At 55.9% G+C, this 13,911-nt stretch carries 25 protein-coding genes; all 25 read right to left on the bottom strand.

The genetic code is table 11. The features are described 5' to 3' along the window. Positions 1 to 285 precede the first annotated feature (285 nt). The 25 genes from ACUZ79_RS06415 to rpsS all read right to left on the bottom strand — a co-directional run bounded on the left by ACUZ79_RS06415 (position 286) and on the right by rpsS (position 13,906). The gene (locus ACUZ79_RS06415; RefSeq protein ID WP_449250312.1) at positions 286 to 1,476 is read right to left on the bottom strand and encodes an IS256 family transposase; all 1,191 of its coding nucleotides are present in this window, start codon (positions 1,474 to 1,476) and stop codon (positions 286 to 288) included. Between the two features lie 584 nt (positions 1,477 to 2,060). After that, positions 2,061 to 2,516, bottom strand: coding sequence for a 50S ribosomal protein L17 (rplQ, locus tag ACUZ79_RS06410; RefSeq protein ID WP_449251031.1), 456 nt, complete (start codon positions 2,514 to 2,516; stop codon positions 2,061 to 2,063). Then, positions 2,506 to 3,549: a DNA-directed RNA polymerase subunit alpha gene (locus ACUZ79_RS06405; RefSeq protein WP_240824113.1), complete on the bottom strand. Its 1,044-nt coding sequence runs from the start codon at positions 3,547 to 3,549 to the stop codon at positions 2,506 to 2,508. Before ACUZ79_RS06405 ends, rplQ begins: the two co-directional genes overlap by 11 nt. A gap of 12 nt (positions 3,550 to 3,561) precedes the next feature. Then, positions 3,562 to 4,188 (bottom strand): 30S ribosomal protein S4, encoded by a 627-nt coding sequence (rpsD, locus tag ACUZ79_RS06400; RefSeq protein ID WP_022658171.1) that lies wholly within the window; start codon positions 4,186 to 4,188, stop codon positions 3,562 to 3,564. A 47-nt stretch (positions 4,189 to 4,235) separates the two neighbouring features. Further along, positions 4,236 to 4,625, bottom strand: a complete 390-nt coding sequence (gene rpsK / locus ACUZ79_RS06395; protein WP_136399285.1) for a 30S ribosomal protein S11 — start codon at positions 4,623 to 4,625, stop codon at positions 4,236 to 4,238. Positions 4,626 to 4,748: 123 nt separating this feature from the next. Next, positions 4,749 to 5,117 carry a 30S ribosomal protein S13 gene (gene rpsM, locus ACUZ79_RS06390; protein ID WP_022658169.1) on the bottom strand — a complete coding sequence of 123 codons (369 nt, stop codon included), beginning with the start codon at positions 5,115 to 5,117 and terminating at the stop codon, positions 4,749 to 4,751. 15 nt (positions 5,118 to 5,132) lie between these two features. Continuing rightward, positions 5,133 to 5,246: a 50S ribosomal protein L36 gene (gene rpmJ / locus ACUZ79_RS06385; RefSeq protein WP_005027799.1), complete on the bottom strand. Its 114-nt coding sequence runs from the start codon at positions 5,244 to 5,246 to the stop codon at positions 5,133 to 5,135. A gap of 137 nt (positions 5,247 to 5,383) precedes the next feature. Next, a complete protein-coding gene (gene map / locus ACUZ79_RS06380; protein ID WP_449251030.1) occupies positions 5,384 to 6,178 on the bottom strand; it encodes a type I methionyl aminopeptidase in 795 nt (264 codons plus the stop codon). 61 nt (positions 6,179 to 6,239) lie between these two features. Next, the gene (gene secY, locus ACUZ79_RS06375; RefSeq protein WP_192113619.1) at positions 6,240 to 7,553 is read right to left on the bottom strand and encodes a preprotein translocase subunit SecY; all 1,314 of its coding nucleotides are present in this window, start codon (positions 7,551 to 7,553) and stop codon (positions 6,240 to 6,242) included. A gap of 121 nt (positions 7,554 to 7,674) precedes the next feature. After that, positions 7,675 to 8,139: a 50S ribosomal protein L15 gene (rplO, locus tag ACUZ79_RS06370; RefSeq protein ID WP_240824110.1), complete on the bottom strand. Its 465-nt coding sequence runs from the start codon at positions 8,137 to 8,139 to the stop codon at positions 7,675 to 7,677. A 17-nt stretch (positions 8,140 to 8,156) separates the two neighbouring features. Then, a complete protein-coding gene (gene rpmD / locus ACUZ79_RS06365; RefSeq protein ID WP_022658164.1) occupies positions 8,157 to 8,333 on the bottom strand; it encodes a 50S ribosomal protein L30 in 177 nt (58 codons plus the stop codon). A gap of 2 nt (positions 8,334 to 8,335) precedes the next feature. Continuing rightward, the gene (rpsE, locus tag ACUZ79_RS06360) at positions 8,336 to 8,848 is read right to left on the bottom strand and encodes a 30S ribosomal protein S5 (protein ID WP_022658163.1); all 513 of its coding nucleotides are present in this window, start codon (positions 8,846 to 8,848) and stop codon (positions 8,336 to 8,338) included. Position 8,849: 1 nt separating this feature from the next. Next, positions 8,850 to 9,209, bottom strand: a complete 360-nt coding sequence (gene rplR / locus ACUZ79_RS06355) for a 50S ribosomal protein L18 (RefSeq protein ID WP_192113620.1) — start codon at positions 9,207 to 9,209, stop codon at positions 8,850 to 8,852. 11 nt (positions 9,210 to 9,220) lie between these two features. Further along, complete coding sequence (rplF, locus tag ACUZ79_RS06350) at positions 9,221 to 9,760, bottom strand: 50S ribosomal protein L6 (protein ID WP_022658161.1); 540 nt, start codon at positions 9,758 to 9,760, stop codon at positions 9,221 to 9,223. A 10-nt stretch (positions 9,761 to 9,770) separates the two neighbouring features. Continuing rightward, the gene (rpsH, locus tag ACUZ79_RS06345; protein WP_022658160.1) at positions 9,771 to 10,151 is read right to left on the bottom strand and encodes a 30S ribosomal protein S8; all 381 of its coding nucleotides are present in this window, start codon (positions 10,149 to 10,151) and stop codon (positions 9,771 to 9,773) included. A 102-nt stretch (positions 10,152 to 10,253) separates the two neighbouring features. Further along, positions 10,254 to 10,439 carry a type Z 30S ribosomal protein S14 gene (locus ACUZ79_RS06340; protein ID WP_012624307.1) on the bottom strand — a complete coding sequence of 62 codons (186 nt, stop codon included), beginning with the start codon at positions 10,437 to 10,439 and terminating at the stop codon, positions 10,254 to 10,256. Between the two features lie 10 nt (positions 10,440 to 10,449). Further along, positions 10,450 to 10,989 (bottom strand): 50S ribosomal protein L5, encoded by a 540-nt coding sequence (gene rplE / locus ACUZ79_RS06335; RefSeq protein WP_240824108.1) that lies wholly within the window; start codon positions 10,987 to 10,989, stop codon positions 10,450 to 10,452. A gap of 9 nt (positions 10,990 to 10,998) precedes the next feature. After that, on the bottom strand, positions 10,999 to 11,331 hold the full coding sequence (rplX, locus tag ACUZ79_RS06330) for a 50S ribosomal protein L24 (protein ID WP_022658158.1): 333 nt from the start codon (positions 11,329 to 11,331) through the stop codon (positions 10,999 to 11,001). 9 nt (positions 11,332 to 11,340) lie between these two features. Continuing rightward, positions 11,341 to 11,709, bottom strand: a complete 369-nt coding sequence (gene rplN, locus ACUZ79_RS06325) for a 50S ribosomal protein L14 (protein WP_022658157.1) — start codon at positions 11,707 to 11,709, stop codon at positions 11,341 to 11,343. Between the two features lie 9 nt (positions 11,710 to 11,718). Continuing rightward, positions 11,719 to 11,982, bottom strand: a complete 264-nt coding sequence (gene rpsQ / locus ACUZ79_RS06320; protein ID WP_022658156.1) for a 30S ribosomal protein S17 — start codon at positions 11,980 to 11,982, stop codon at positions 11,719 to 11,721. 2 nt (positions 11,983 to 11,984) lie between these two features. Continuing rightward, positions 11,985 to 12,215, bottom strand: a complete 231-nt coding sequence (gene rpmC, locus ACUZ79_RS06315; protein ID WP_240824106.1) for a 50S ribosomal protein L29 — start codon at positions 12,213 to 12,215, stop codon at positions 11,985 to 11,987. Further along, the gene (gene rplP, locus ACUZ79_RS06310; RefSeq protein WP_022658154.1) at positions 12,216 to 12,629 is read right to left on the bottom strand and encodes a 50S ribosomal protein L16; all 414 of its coding nucleotides are present in this window, start codon (positions 12,627 to 12,629) and stop codon (positions 12,216 to 12,218) included. Beyond that, on the bottom strand, positions 12,629 to 13,270 hold the full coding sequence (gene rpsC / locus ACUZ79_RS06305; protein WP_192113622.1) for a 30S ribosomal protein S3: 642 nt from the start codon (positions 13,268 to 13,270) through the stop codon (positions 12,629 to 12,631). The genes rplP and rpsC overlap by 1 nt, the downstream gene beginning before the upstream one ends. A 3-nt stretch (positions 13,271 to 13,273) precedes the next feature. Then, entirely contained in the window at positions 13,274 to 13,612 is a 339-nt protein-coding gene (gene rplV / locus ACUZ79_RS06300) for a 50S ribosomal protein L22 (RefSeq protein ID WP_022658152.1), read from the bottom strand. Positions 13,613 to 13,621: 9 nt separating this feature from the next. Then, positions 13,622 to 13,906 (bottom strand): 30S ribosomal protein S19, encoded by a 285-nt coding sequence (gene rpsS, locus ACUZ79_RS06295; RefSeq protein ID WP_022658151.1) that lies wholly within the window; start codon positions 13,904 to 13,906, stop codon positions 13,622 to 13,624. Positions 13,907 to 13,911: the final 5 nt, after the last annotated feature.

Raw genomic sequence — 13,911 nt, 5'->3', positions numbered from 1 at the left:
TTCCAGCGGCTGCCTGTAAATGGCGCGCCTGAGCAAGAAAGTACCGGCCCTTAAAAGACTTTTCAGAACACTCACAAATTTCCTGAGCGTAGTCCCGGAAGGTCTTGCGCGTAAGACTCCTGCCAAGAGAGTTAGTACGAGCGAGGTAGTGTCCAGAATTTTTCGCACATTTTGTAGCTGTCAGTCAGTGTGAGTTTTGGCGGTGTCTTGAGGAGCCGGCGCGGAGCCTTGCGAGCGATACCCCACAAAGATATCGCGGCTGCAAGGGGCGTGACGGCTCCGGTTCTATATCAACACTTCTTGCTTCATATTCATGTACCGTTGTGTTCCCCACTTTTGACCCGCCATATACCGCAGGCGAGCCGATACCAGCATGAGCGCTGCATGACCATCCGGAAAGCTGCCTACCACACGTGTCCGTCGGCGGATTTCCCGATTCAGGCGTTCAAGCGGGTTATTTGTCCGGATATGCCGCCAATGCGTTGAGGGAAAGGCATAATAGGAAAGTGTTTCATCGCATCCGGATTCCAAAATCCTGGCTGCTTTATCAAGGCGTAATGCCTGGAGTTTTTTCACCACCTCAATCGCTTTCTGGCGGGCGGCTTCTTTGTCTTCTTGCGCGTGGATAGCCTTGAGCATCAAGGCGACCTCCTTGGCTTTGCCGCGAGGCGTTGCGTGCAATACGTTACGGTAGAAGTGCACCACGCAACGTTGCCATTTCGCATCGGGATAAAATTCTCCAAGCGCATCCAGAAACCCAAGACTTTTGTCTGATATCATCAGGTCGACCCGCTCAAGACCGCGCTCGCGCAAATAGCGCAGGAATTGCCGCCAGCTCTCGCTGTCCTCTCGGGAGCCTTCAGCTACACCAAGAATTTCACGAAAACCGCTTGTATTCACACCGATAGCCACAAGAACAGACACGTTCTGCACTTCCCCGCCCCAGGAGCGCTTCAGCCAGATGCCGTCCACGAAAACATAAGGGTACCTTGGTTCAAGCGGACGATTGCGCCATTCTTCTACACGTTCAAAAATTTTCTGATTCAAGTCACTTATGGTACTTGGACTGACACGGCTGCCCCACAGCGCTTCTGTGATGTCTTCCACACGACGTACGGAGACGCCCGCCAGATACATTTCCACCAGCGCTTCTTCCACGGAACTTTCACGACGACGATACCGCTCGATTATCGCGGTTTCAAACGGTACATGCCGCAGCTTGGGGACCTTAAGCTGAACCGTTCCGGCTTTGGTCTGCAAATCCCGTTCATAGTGACCTGCTCGGGTGCTGGCACGTTGCGCATTACGTTCATAACGCCTGGCCTGGCATAAAGCATCCGCTTCTGCATCAAGTAGGCCGTTTAGTGTTTCCTCAACGCTCTGGCGCACTACCTCGGACACATGCGACCGCAATTCTTGCTCATCAACCTCAATAACCGGAACTTTCCTTTTCTCACGCTCACTGATAATTTTCATCTGTAGCCTTCCTTGATGGAGTGTTTTGATGGTGGTTCACCAAAACATAACCAACTTGGCGGGCTACTTCCATTTTTTAAATGTGCGAAAAATACCGTACGTTATCACGAGCGAGGGCGCGTGTAGAGAGACTCTATCAAGCTTTATCTCTTGCCAAATTTGCTGTGTGCAAAGACATGAATTTTTGTCTGGCTTCTTCGAGCTAAAATTCTCGAGTCGGATCTGTCTTTAATCACGCTTCCTACTGATGATGACAATTGTCACCCCAATTAGCGGCTGAGACAAATTGAAAGCTCTTGAGGGCTATGAAGTAGATTCCTCAGAATACTACGGCGTATCAAGTGGGGAACAGAATATGGCGTGCCATGAGGGCGGTAATGGGGAATGGGCTAGTGGCGGACGGATCGAAGGGTCAGCTTTGTAAACGTAGTTACAAGACAGCGCCAACCCAATATGAAACGTATTGGGAGGATGCACAAAGGGGCCACAACGAACCGCTGCATTGATTTTTGATATGAAAGGGGCAAAACGACAAAGGGGCGCAGAGCGCCCCTTTGTCAGTATTCGTCAAACCAGCAAAGCGGTTACGCTTCGGCGGTTTCTTCAGCCTTGGGCTTGCGGGTACGCTTGGGCTTGGCAGGCGCTTCTTCAGTGGCGGCTTCCGTAGCGGGAGCAGCTTCAAGAGCGCGAGAAAGCTCAATAATGGCCATGGGAGCGTTGTCGCCCTTACGGGGCATGGCCAGCTTAAGGATACGGGTGTAACCGCCGGGAACGCCGGCGAAAACAGGACCGATCTCGTCAAAAAGGCGCTTAACCAAAGCGTGATCGTTCAACACACGGTAAGCCTGACGGCGGGCGTGCAGGTCGTTGCGCTTGGCAAGGGTGATCAGGGGTTCCACCACCCGGCGCAGCTCCTTGGCCTTAATTTCCGTGGTGCGAATTTTGCCGTGGATCAGCAGGGCCTTAGCGAGATTTTGCAACAGGGCCTTACGGTGCGCAGGCGTACGCGAGAGTTTCCTGCCGGAATTGCTATGCCTCATTTTGCTGCTTCCTTTTCCATTCCTGATATTTCTTGTCGAAGGAATCGACCTTCATGCCGAAGTCAAGGCCCATGTCCAAAAGAACACCCTTGATTTCATCCAACGACTTGCGACCAAAATTCTTGGTCTTGAGCATCTCGCCTTCAGAACGCTGCACCAGTTCACCCACAAGGGCAATGTTGGCGCCGCGCAGGCAGTTGGTGGCGCGCACCGACAATTCAAGATCGTCAATGCTCTTGTACAGGTGCTCATTAATTTCGCCGCTCTCGCCGCTGCCGTGCCGCATGTCGCCAGACACGCGTTCATCAAAGTTGATGAACACAGAAATCTGGTCCTTGATGATCTTGGCACTGTAGGCAATGGCATCCTCGGGTGTGAGGGAGCCGTCGGTCCATACTTCCAGCAACAGGCGGTCATAGTTGGTCATCTGACCAACGCGTGCCTGTTCCACGGTGTAGGCCACCTTACGCACAGGGGAGAAACTGGAATCCAGCTTGATAACGCCGATTTCCTCGTTCAGTCCCTCGTGCATGTCCGCAGGCACATAGCCCTTGCCCATGCGAGCCTCAAATTCCATCTCAAGCACGACATCCTCGGTGAGGGTGGCAATGTGCTGATCAGGGTTGAGCACTTCAACATGCTGGTTGCCCATAATGTTTCCGGCAGTCACCGGACCCTTCTGGTCAACGCGCAAGGTAATGCGTTGCGGTTCATCGGTGTCCATGCGCAGGCGAACCTGCTTGATGTTCAGAATGACATCAGTGATGTCTTCAAGAACACCGTGCACCGTGGTGAATTCATGCTGCACACCGATGATTTTCACCGACACGAAGGCCGCACCCTGAAGGGACGACAAAAGAACCCGGCGCATTGCATTGCCGATGGTGGTGCCGTAGCCCCGTTCCAGCGGTTCGCAAATGAATTTGCCATGCGTGATGCTGGCGGTTTCTTCTTCGCGCATGATCTGATCGGGCTTTACAAGCTCTGACCAGTTGCGTGCATTTATAAGGCGTTCGCCCTGTTTTATAAGCATGCGAACCCCCGCTTATTTCGAGTAAAGTTCGACAATCAGCTGCTCGTTGACGGGGAACTGGATATCGTCACGCTGCGGCAGCGCCTTGACAGAGCCTTTGAAAGCTGCGCCGTCGGCTTCAAGCCAGGCGGGGCAACCACGACGTGCAATGACTTCCTGAGCTTCTGCAAGCACGGGAATCTTGCGGTTCTTTTCGGGCACTTCAATGCTGTCACCCACGCGAACCTGCAAGGAAGGAATGTTCACCTTGCGGCCGTTGAGGGTAAAAATGCCGTGCCGCACGAGCTGACGAGCCTGGTTGCGCGAGTTGGCAAAACCAAGACGGTACACCACGTTGTCGAGGCGGCGTTCAAGAATAACGAGCAGGTTGGTACCAGTAACGCCCTTCTGCATTTCGGCCTTCTCGAAGTAGCCATGGAACTGGCGTTCGAGAATGCCGTAAGCGCGGCGGGTCTTCTGCTTCTCACGCAGCTGCACTGCGTATTCGCTGACCTTCTTGCGCGCGCGGCCATGCTGGCCGGGGGCATAAGGACGACGGTCGTATGCACACTTGTCAGTGAAGCAACGGTCGCCCTTCAGAAAAAGCTTGCAGCCTTCGCGACGGCACATGCGGCACTTGGCTTCAGTATATTTAGCCATCTATCTTTACCTCTTACGGTTTTGGCGCGGTTTACGCTAGGCGCAAACTAGACGCGGCGGCGCTTGGGCGGCCGGCAGCCATTGTGCGGAATGGGCGTAACGTCGCGGATGAACGCCACCTTGAAGCCGATAGCCGAAATAGCGCGCATGGCGGCTTCACGACCGGAACCGGGGCCTTTCACATAGATGCCCACAGTACGCATGCCGTTGTCCTGAGCCTTGCGGGCAGCCGTTTCAGCGGCAACCTGCGCAGCAAAGGGGGTGGACTTACGCGAACCCTTAAAGCCGCTCTGGCCCGAGGAGGCCCAGGAAACAGCATTGCCGCGCGTATCCGTAAAAGTAATGATGGTGTTGTTGAACGAAGCCTGGATGTGGGCAATGCCCACCGGCACGTTCTTCTTTTCCTTTTTCTTGACCACTTTCTTGGGTCTGGCCATAACTAACCTCAAATTGGAAGCTTGTCAGATTCTTTTCCGTCAATGGCGGAAAAATCCGTTCGTCCTCACGGCAGCACTATTGCTGCATCCGCTTTACAAACTGCGACAAGCGCAGCCGCACCGCTACTTCTTCTTGCCTACGGCGCCGCGGCGGGGTCCCTTACGGGTGCGGGCATTGGTATGGGTACGCTGACCATGCACGGGCAAACCGCGACGGTGACGCAGGCCACGGAAACAACCAATGTCCATAAGGCGCTTAATGTTGCTGGAGATTTCGCGACGCAGGTCGCCTTCCACCTTGTAGTTCTGTTCGAGTTCCTTACGGATCTCGTTAACTTCGTCAGCGGAGAGGTCGTCGATGCTACGCTCCCAGTTAACGCCGGTGGTATCCAGAATTTTCATGGCCGTGGTACGGCCAATGCCATAAATGTAGGTGAGCGCAATGTCCACCCGTTTGCCGCGAGGCAAATCAACACCTGCTATTCTCGCCACAATTAGTCTCCTGCCCTAGCCCTGGCGCTGCTTGTGCCGGGGGTTTTCGCAGATAACTCGAAGCACTCCCTTGCGCCGGATAACCTTACACTTGGGGCATATTTTCTTGACGGAAGGTCTTACTTTCATACCTCATCTCCAATAAGAAACCATTGCATTGACCAAATAAAGATCCGGCTTGCGGCTTCGCCACGATAGAACAACAGGCCGCAGTCCTCAAAATTAAGGACGGGAACGGAAATCTTTATCCAGCTTTAACGCTGATGTCAACCTTCAATTGTGTGCCGGTTCAAACCACGGTCCGAAATGCTGAGAATCTGGGGGCCATTTGGGGTTATGGCAACACTGTGTTCAAAGTGGGCGGCCCACAAACCATCGCGTGTCACGGCGGTCCACTGATCGTCCAGAATGTTCACTTCGTAGGTGCCAACAGTTACCATGGGTTCGATGGCAATGACCATGCCATTTTGCAAGGTCAACCCACGCATGCCCGGCCTGAAGTTCGGAACTTCGGGCTTTTCATGCATTTTCGCCCCCACGCCATGCCCAACAAAACGTCGCACAACGTTGAAACCGGCGGCCTCAACATAATCCTGAACAGCTGCGCCGATGTCGTACACATCATTGCCAGCCCGGGCCTGTTCAATGCCAACGTACAGGCTTTCTTCAGTTATCCGCATGAGCTTGCGGGCTTCGTCGCTGACCTTGCCAACCGGAAAGGTACGAGCGGCATCGCCCACAAAACCTTCATACACAACGCCCATGTCGATGCTCACGATATCGCCTTCCTTAAGCAGCCGCGCAGAAGGAAAACCATGCACCACCTGCTCGTTGACCGAGCAGCACAGAGCGAAAGGATAACCGCAGTAGCCCAGAAACGCTGGCTTTACCTTGTAGTCGGCGCACATGTCGCGCGCCAACTCTTCAAGACGCATGGTAGGCAGGCCCGGCTCCACCATATCGCCCACGGCATCCAGTATGTTGGCCACCATGCGGTTTGCTTCCCGCAGGCAGGCCACTTCCCTTTCATTCTTGATGAATGCGCCGTGATATTTTTTCATTATACAATCACCATCCGCGCTTGCGAAAGCAGAGAGCAAGCCCGAGGCCTGCCCCAACTTTCTAGAGCCTGCCGCTCTTCCGCGCCTTGGCCATGAGGCCCTGATACTGGCTGGAGATCATGTGTGATTCCACCTGATTCATGAAGTCCATGGCCACGCCCACAAGGATCAGCAAGCTCGTGCCGCCAAAATAGAAAGGCACGTTAAAGTTGCTGATGAGCAGCATGGGCAGCAGGCAGACTATTGAAATATAGGTGGCCCCCGAAAGGGTCAGCCGTGAAAGCACCGTGTCCACGTATTCCTGGGTTTTTTCACCAGGACGAATCCCGGGGATGAAACCGCCGTTCTTCTTCAGATTTTCAGCCATATCCTTGGGATCAAAAATGATGGCCGTGTAAAAATAGCAGAAGAAAAACATCAAGGCCACATACAGGACGTTGTAAGCAACGCCGTGCGGCGAGAAGAAATCGGCTGCCTGCTTCACATAATGGTTGGTCGAAAACTGACCAATGGTCGCAGGGAACAGCAGGAGCGAAGATGCGAAAATAGGCGGAATAACGCCCGCCGTGTTCAGACGCAAAGGCAGATGCGAGTTCTGACCACCGTACATTTTACGTCCGACCTGACGCTTGGCGTAACTGATGGGGATTCTTCTCTGCGAGCGTTCAACGAACACGATGGCTACCGTAACCGCAGCCATCAGGACCACGATAACAATTGCCATGAAAATGCTCATGTCACCAGCCTGTATAAGAGCAACAGACTGGATGATGCCGCGGGGAATGCCCACCACGATACCGCAGAAAATAATCAGCGAGATACCGTTGCCGATACCACGCTCCGTGATTTGCTCGCCAAGCCACATGACCAGCACGGAACCAGCCGTAAAGGTAGCCATGGTCACAAGACGGAAATGCCAGCCGGGTGCCAGAACCACAGGCGCGCCAGCAGGACTGGTCATATTTTCCAGACCAACGGCAATGCCAAGGCCCTGCACCAGGGTGATAAGCACTGTGAGATAACGGGTGTACTGCGTGATTTTACGCCGTCCCGCCTGCCCTTCTTCCTTGGCCATGCGCTTGATGTCGGGGCTGACCACCTGCAAAAGCTGGATGATAATGCTTGCCGAAATGTAAGGCATGACGCCCAGAGCGAACACCGAGACGTTGGACAGGCCGCCGCCGGAAAACATGTCGAACAGGCTGAAAAGCGTGCCGGACATGCTTTGAAAAAACGACGCCAGCGCAGAAGCGTCAACGCCCGGAATGGGTACGTGAACGCCGATGCGGTAGCAGCACAAAATCAGGAAGGTCCAGCCGATGCGTTTGGTCAGCGAAGCCTGGCCTGCCATATTGTTTGCCGATCCTACTGCCATGAAACACTCGTTGCGTTTGTGCGCCTGTGGCGCAGTATGTGCGCAACGTCATTGCCCGCCAAAAGGCGGGCAATGACGCCAGTGAAAAGCCGTGAGGCCGCGCTCGCGCGCGGCCACCTAATTATTCAGCGGCAGAAACCGCTTCCAGCTCAGTGACGTTCCCGCCGGCCTGGCGGATCTTATCCGCAGCAGCCTGGCTGAACTTGTGAGCCTCCACCGACAGAGCGCCTGAGACTTCGCCGCGCGAAAGAACTTTCACGGGCGCGCCCATGCGGACAATACCGCGAGCGTACATGTCGTCAAGGGTGATGGTGGTTTTGCCCGGGAAGGCCGACACGAGAGCGTCAAGATTGACGATGTCGTAGGTGACCTTGAAGGGGGCGTTTTTAAAGCCGTGCTTGGGCAAACGGCGTTGCAGGGGCATCTGGCCGCCTTCAAAACCAGGGCGGACACCGCCACCGGCGCGAGCGTTCTGCCCTTTGTGGCCCTTGCCCGCAGTGCAGCCCAGACCGGAACCAGAGCCACGGCCCACGCGACGGCGGGTCTTACGCTCTTCCGGAAAAGGAAACAGATTGTGCAGTTGCATGGTATATCCTTTGGCCGTTACTCAACAACGGCAACCATATGCGGAACTTTGGCGATAATGCCCCGGATAGCCGGGGTATCCTTGAACGTCTTGACCATCTCGCGGCGCTTGAGGCCAAGGGAGTCCAGCAGCTTGCGCTGCGCAGGCGTGGAGCCGATGCGCGAACGCACGAGTTTTACCTTGATTTCTGCCATGGTTACTTCCTCGGGGCTTCCAGCTTCTTGCCGCGCAGGGCCGAAACATCTTCGGCGCTGCGCAGGGAAACGAGGCCCTGCATGGTGGCACGAAGCACGTTGTGCGGATTGTTGGTACCAATGGCCTTAGCGAGGACGTCGCGGATGCCTACGGCTTCCATGACGGCGCGCACGGCACCGCCGGCAATGATGCCGGTACCTTCAGAGGCGGGCTTCAGCATGACGCGACCGGCGCCGAAACGGCCGAGCACTTCATAAGGAAGGGTGCCTTCAACAAGGGCAACCTGAACGCGGTTCTTGCGAGCGCGTTCGGTGGCTTTGCGCAGTGCTTCAGGCACTTCCTGGGCCTTGCCCAGACCGAAGCCCACGCCGCCCTTGCCATCGCCCACGACAACGAGGGCGCTGAAGCTGAAACGGCGACCGCCCTTGACGACCTTGGCCACGCGGTTGAGGGAAACGATCTTTTCGATTTCGCCCAACTCGTTCTGCTGAGTTTCAGTATTTTCCTGACGCATATTAGAACTCCAAGCCGCCTTCGCGGGCGCCGTCGGCTACGGCCTTGACGCGACCGTGATAAATGTACCCGTTGCGATCGAATACCACCTGATTGATATTCTTCTCCTTGGCCATCCGGGCAATTTCCTTGCCCACCATCTCGGCGCCGCTCTTATTGCAGTGCATGCCGGCTTCGGTCTTGGAAAGCGTAAGGGTAGAGGCAGCAGCCAGGGTCACGCCATCCAGATCGTTGATGATCTGGGCGTAGATGTGCAGGTTGGACCTGAACACAACCAGACGCGGGCGCTCGAAGGTGCCGTTGACTTTCTTGCGGATACGGATCTTGCGGCGCTGCCGGGATTCGTTCTTGCTGTATTTCATGACGCGCCCCCCTACTTCTTGCCGCCGGACTTACCAACCTTGCGGCGGATAGTCTCGGTAACGTACTTGATGCCCTTGCCCTTGTAAGGTTCAGGCTTACGAATGCGGCGAATCTTGGCGGCCATTTCGCCCACAAGTTCCTTGTCGATGCCGGAGAGGGTCAGAACCTGACCTTCAACCACGGCCTTGATGCCGTCGGGCAGTTCAACGAGCACAGGGTGGGAATAGCCCACAGAAAGCTCGATAATGTTGCCCTTGACCGCCACGCGGTAACCGACGCCGATAACTTCCAGGCCCTTGGAGAAGCCCTTGGTAACGCCTTCAATGCAGTTGGCAAGAAGGGTGCGGCGCAGGCCGTGCTGCGAACGGCTCTGGCGGGTATCTTCTATACGGCCAAGGGTCACGTGACCATCGGCCTGCTCGTAAGTGAGCAGAGAGCAGACAGGGGTGCTCAGCGAGCCCTTGGGCCCTTTAACTTCCACAACATCCGTTCCGATCTTGACTTCAACGCCATTGGGAACGGCAACGGGCAGTCTACCTATTCTCGACATGGTGCACCGCCTACCAGATTTCGCACAGAAGTTCGCCGCCCACCTTCTTCTCATGGGCGGTCATGCCGTCCAGCACGCCGCTGGACGTGGACAAAATGCAGATGCCGAGGCCGTTCTGCACCCTGGGGATGTTATGCGCGCCAACATAAACCCGGCGACCGGGCGTGCTCACACGCTTCAGCCCGCTGATGACGGGCTTTCCCTTCTGGTACTTAAGGGTAATAACAATGTTTTTTTCGGCCACGGCCACGTCTTCGACGTAACCTTCCTGCTTGAGGATGGCGGCTAAAGATTCCTTCATCTTCGAGCTCGGCACATTTACTTCCTTGTGCAGGGCCAAATGCGCGTTGCGGATGCGGGTGAGCATATCCGCAATGGGATCTGTCAACATCGAATGCTCCTGAGAGTTTGGGGGCGGGGTTGACGGCACGATGCCGCCACTTCCCGCTGGCGCGCAGGGCGCGCCTCCCGGGCGTTTGCACGCCCGGAAATTTTACCAGCTCGACTTGCGCACGCCGGGCAGTTCACCACGAAGGGCCATGTTGCGGAAGCAGATACGGCAGATGCCGAACTGGCGCAGGAAAGCCCTGGGGCGACCGCAAAGCGGGCAGCGATTGTAGGCGCGGGCGCTGAACTTAGGCTTGCGCTTGGCCTTTACTTCCAGAGAAGTACGGGACATGGCTTAACTCCTACTTGCGGAACGGCATGCCAAGCTGGTCGAGAAGGAACTTGCCTTCTTTGTCCGTGGCCGCCGTGGTGACGATGGTGATGTTCATGCCCTTGGGGTTTTCAACACGGTCAGCTTCCATTTCAGGGAAGATGGTGTGTTCTTTAATGCCCAGGGTGAAATTGCCGCGCCCATCGAAACCGCGGTCAGGGATACCACGGAAGTCACGCACTCGGGGCAAGGCAAAGTTCATGAGCTTGTCCAGGAAGTCCCACATGCGTTCCTTGCGCAGGGTGACGCGCACACCGATAGGCATGCCTTCGCGCAGCTTAAATGCGGCGATGGACTTTTTAGCCCGGGTAACCACAGCTTTCTGGCCAGCAATCGCGGTAAGTTCCGCCATGGCTTCTTCCATCAGCTTGTTGTTCGAGCTAGCGGCGCCAAGGCCGATGTTCAGAGAGATCTTTTCGATACCGGGCAGTTGCATCGAAGAGGAGTAACTGAACTCCTTCTGCAGTACCGGAACCACCTTCTCTCTATATATCTTTTCAAGGCGTGTCATCGTATCACCTTATTCCATTACTTCGTTGCACTTTTTGCAGAAGCGCACTTTCTTTTCCTTGCCCTCGGACTCGATGGTCTTGTAACCCACTCGAGTGGCCTTGCCGCAGGCAGAGCAGACAACCATAAGGTTGGACACGTGGATAGGCATTTCCTTTTCCACGATACCGCCAGGCTGCTGGGCATAGGGGTTGGGGCGCATGTGGCGCTTGACCATGTTGGTCTTTTCCACAAGCACGCGATCCTTCTTGCGCAGGATCTTCAGCACCTTGCCGATTTTGCCCGCGTCCTTGCCGGCGATTACCATCACCTTGTCGTCCTTGCGGATGCGATACATTTTCATGACGGTCTCCTACAGCACTTCCGGGGCCAGCGAAATAATTTTCATAAAGTTCTGGGCGCGCAGCTCACGGGCCACGGGGCCAAAGATACGCGTACCCACCGGCTCACCCTGGTTGGAGAGCAGCACAGCGGCGTTGCCGTCGAACTTGATGTAGCTGCCGTCCATGCGACGCACTTCTTTAGCGGTACGCACGATAACAGCCTTCATAACATCGCCCTTCTTAACCTTGCTGTGGGGCATTGCTTCCTTAACGGAAACCACGATAATGTCGCCCACCGAGGCGTAGCGGCGGTGTGAACCGCCCAGCACCTTGATGCAGGCAACCTTTTTGGCGCCGGAATTATCGGCCACCTGAAGCGTCGATTCTACCTGGATCATGGCACTACCCTACACGGCTTTTTCAATGATGGAGACCAGATGCCAGCGCTTGTTGCGCGAAAGCGGACGGAACTCCACAATTTTAACCTTGTCGCCCATACCGCATTCGTTCATGGGATCATGAGCCGTGAACTTCTTGCGGCGCCTCACATACTTCTTAAGCAGAGGATGCTTGACCAGGGTCTCGACGCGCACGACAATGGTCTTGTCGTTCTTGTCGCTTACCACAATGCCGGTCAGCATTCTGCCCTTGCGATCTTCCAGAGCTTGCATGTTCAGGCCCTCTGTTCCTTTTCGTTCAATACGGTCTCGATGCGCGCCACCTGCTTACGCATGACTTTCAGTTCGGAAGTCTTTTCAAGCTGCGCAGCGGCATGCTTGAAGCGGGCGCTCATCAGTTCCTGGCGCTGCTCGGTAAGAGCCGTGCGCAGTTCTTCCACGCTCATGGAGCGCAGATCCTGTGCGGCGGGCCGGGCGGCGGTTTCGGTCTTTTTCTTGGCAGCCATTTAGATGCCCTCCCTCACCACAATGATGGTCTTAACGGGCAGCTTGTGAGCGGCGCGGGTCAGCGCCTCACGCGCGAGGTCAAGGCTCACGCCCTTGATTTCATACAGCACGCGACCGGGCTTGACCGGAGCGCACCAACCCACGGGCGCGCCCTTACCGGAACCCTGACGGGTTTCCAGAGGCTTGGCCGTGACGGGGCGGTCGGGGAACACACGGATCCACACTTTGCCGCCACGCTTGATGTGACGCATCATGGCGATACGAGCAGCTTCAATCTGCTGGCTGGAAAGCTGGCCATGCTGCACGGTTTTAAGGCCGATATCACCAAACGCAATGGTGGCGCCGCGGGTGGCCAGGCCACGCAGGCGGCCTTTCTGCCACTTGCGGAATTTAACTCTTTTGGGCGCAAGCATTACTGATCAACCTCTTTGTCAAGGATTTCACCCTTATAGATCCACACCTTGACACCGATGATGCCGTAGGTGGTGTGCGCTTCGGCAAAACCGTAGTCAATGTCGGCACGCAGAGTCTGCAAGGGCACTCGGCCATCGCGGTACCATTCGGTACGTGCGATTTCTGCACCAGCCAGACGTCCGGCGCAGGTTACCTTGATGCCTTCGCCGCCAAACTTGCGGGCCATGGACACGGTACGCTTCATGGCGCGCCGGAAGGCCACGCGGCGCTCAAGCTGCTGGGCGATGTTCTCGGCCACCAGCTGGGCGTCCACTTCGGGGCGACGGATTTCGTTCACTTCAAGAGAGAACTCGCGGCCGAACTTCTGACGAAGATCGTTGCGAAGCTTTTCGATTTCCACACCCTTGCGGCCGATAACAATACCGGGGCGAGCGGTGGAAAGGATAAGCCGTACCTTGCCGCCGGCACGTTCGATCTCGATCTTGGAAACCCCGGCATGAAACAGGAGCTTCTTCACGAACGCGCGGATTTTGCTGTCTTCATAGACAAAGGCAGGGTATTCCTTCTTGCTGAACCAGCGGGACTGCCAATTCTTGTTGTACCCAAGCCGGAACCCGAACGGATGTACTTTCTGACCCATAGCCTATTCCTGCCCTTCTGCGAGTATAACGGTGATGTGGCTGGTGCGCTTGTGAATCTTGGTCGCCCGGCCTTGGGCCCGGGGCATAAAGCGCTTCCAGGTGGGGCCTTCGTTCACCACGATTTCCTTCACCACCATGGCATCCACATCAACGCCGCCCAGCTGCGAGGCATTGGCCAACGCGCTCTTGAGCACGCCGAAAAGCACGCCAGCGGGCTTGTTGGGCGTGAAGCGCAGAAGGTTCATAGCCTCCTCCACTCCAAGACCCTGCACGTTCTTGGCCACAAGACGGGTCTTGCGCGGCGAAACGCGCTGGAATTTTGCAATAGCTTTAGATTCCATATGCCTACCCTACTTCTTGCCGGCCTTGGCCTTTTTGTCGGCGGCATGCCCATGGAAGGTACGAGTGGGCGAGAATTCACCCAGCTTGTGGCCAACCATGTTTTCGGTAACGAACACCGGCACGAACTTCTTGCCATTGTGCACCGCAAAGGTCAGTCCCACCATTTCGGGCAGGATGGTCGAGCGGCGCGACCAGGTCTTGACTACACGGCGGTCGCTGTTGGCCACGGTGCTGTCGACCTTTTTCATCAGATGGCCGTCAACAAACGGCCCTTTTTTCAACGATCTCGGCATGAGCT

The sequence above is a fragment of the Desulfovibrio faecalis genome, assembly GCF_053570625.1.
The sequence above is the reverse complement of the archived record's forward strand: the minus strand, read 5'-3'. Positions and strand labels throughout refer to the sequence as shown.

Coding starts and splice junctions, on each gene's coding strand:
- rplO (WP_240824110.1), bottom strand. CDS start 8,139: ATGCAACTGCACAATCTGTTTCCTTTTCCGGAAGAGCGTAAGACCCGC.
- rpsC (WP_192113622.1), bottom strand. CDS start 13,270: ATGGGTCAGAAAGTACATCCGTTCGGGTTCCGGCTTGGGTACAACAAG.
- rpsE (WP_022658163.1), bottom strand. CDS start 8,848: ATGCGTCAGGAAAATACTGAAACTCAGCAGAACGAGTTGGGCGAAATC.
- map (WP_449251030.1), bottom strand. CDS start 6,178: ATGAAAAAATATCACGGCGCATTCATCAAGAATGAAAGGGAAGTGGCC.
- rpsD (WP_022658171.1), bottom strand. CDS start 4,188: ATGGCTAAATATACTGAAGCCAAGTGCCGCATGTGCCGTCGCGAAGGC.
- rplV (WP_022658152.1), bottom strand. CDS start 13,612: ATGGAATCTAAAGCTATTGCAAAATTCCAGCGCGTTTCGCCGCGCAAG.
- rplR (WP_192113620.1), bottom strand. CDS start 9,209: ATGAAATACAGCAAGAACGAATCCCGGCAGCGCCGCAAGATCCGTATC.
- rpsS (WP_022658151.1), bottom strand. CDS start 13,906: ATGCCGAGATCGTTGAAAAAAGGGCCGTTTGTTGACGGCCATCTGATG.
- ACUZ79_RS06340 (WP_012624307.1), bottom strand. CDS start 10,439: ATGTCCCGTACTTCTCTGGAAGTAAAGGCCAAGCGCAAGCCTAAGTTC.
- rplP (WP_022658154.1), bottom strand. CDS start 12,629: ATGCTTGCGCCCAAAAGAGTTAAATTCCGCAAGTGGCAGAAAGGCCGC.
- rpmC (WP_240824106.1), bottom strand. CDS start 12,215: ATGGCTGCCAAGAAAAAGACCGAAACCGCCGCCCGGCCCGCCGCACAG.
- rpmD (WP_022658164.1), bottom strand. CDS start 8,333: ATGGCAGAAATCAAGGTAAAACTCGTGCGTTCGCGCATCGGCTCCACG.
- rpmJ (WP_005027799.1), bottom strand. CDS start 5,246: ATGAAAGTAAGACCTTCCGTCAAGAAAATATGCCCCAAGTGTAAGGTT.
- secY (WP_192113619.1), bottom strand. CDS start 7,553: ATGGCAGTAGGATCGGCAAACAATATGGCAGGCCAGGCTTCGCTGACC.
- rplX (WP_022658158.1), bottom strand. CDS start 11,331: ATGAAAATGTATCGCATCCGCAAGGACGACAAGGTGATGGTAATCGCC.
- rpsK (WP_136399285.1), bottom strand. CDS start 4,625: ATGGCCAGACCCAAGAAAGTGGTCAAGAAAAAGGAAAAGAAGAACGTG.
- rplQ (WP_449251031.1), bottom strand. CDS start 2,516: ATGAGGCATAGCAATTCCGGCAGGAAACTCTCGCGTACGCCTGCGCAC.
- rplF (WP_022658161.1), bottom strand. CDS start 9,760: ATGTCGAGAATAGGTAGACTGCCCGTTGCCGTTCCCAATGGCGTTGAA.
- ACUZ79_RS06415 (WP_449250312.1), bottom strand. CDS start 1,476: ATGAAAATTATCAGTGAGCGTGAGAAAAGGAAAGTTCCGGTTATTGAG.
- ACUZ79_RS06405 (WP_240824113.1), bottom strand. CDS start 3,549: ATGCTTATAAAACAGGGCGAACGCCTTATAAATGCACGCAACTGGTCA.
- rpsH (WP_022658160.1), bottom strand. CDS start 10,151: ATGTTGACAGATCCCATTGCGGATATGCTCACCCGCATCCGCAACGCG.
- rplE (WP_240824108.1), bottom strand. CDS start 10,989: ATGACACGCCTTGAAAAGATATATAGAGAGAAGGTGGTTCCGGTACTG.
- rpsQ (WP_022658156.1), bottom strand. CDS start 11,982: ATGCAAGCTCTGGAAGATCGCAAGGGCAGAATGCTGACCGGCATTGTG.
- rplN (WP_022658157.1), bottom strand. CDS start 11,709: ATGATCCAGGTAGAATCGACGCTTCAGGTGGCCGATAATTCCGGCGCC.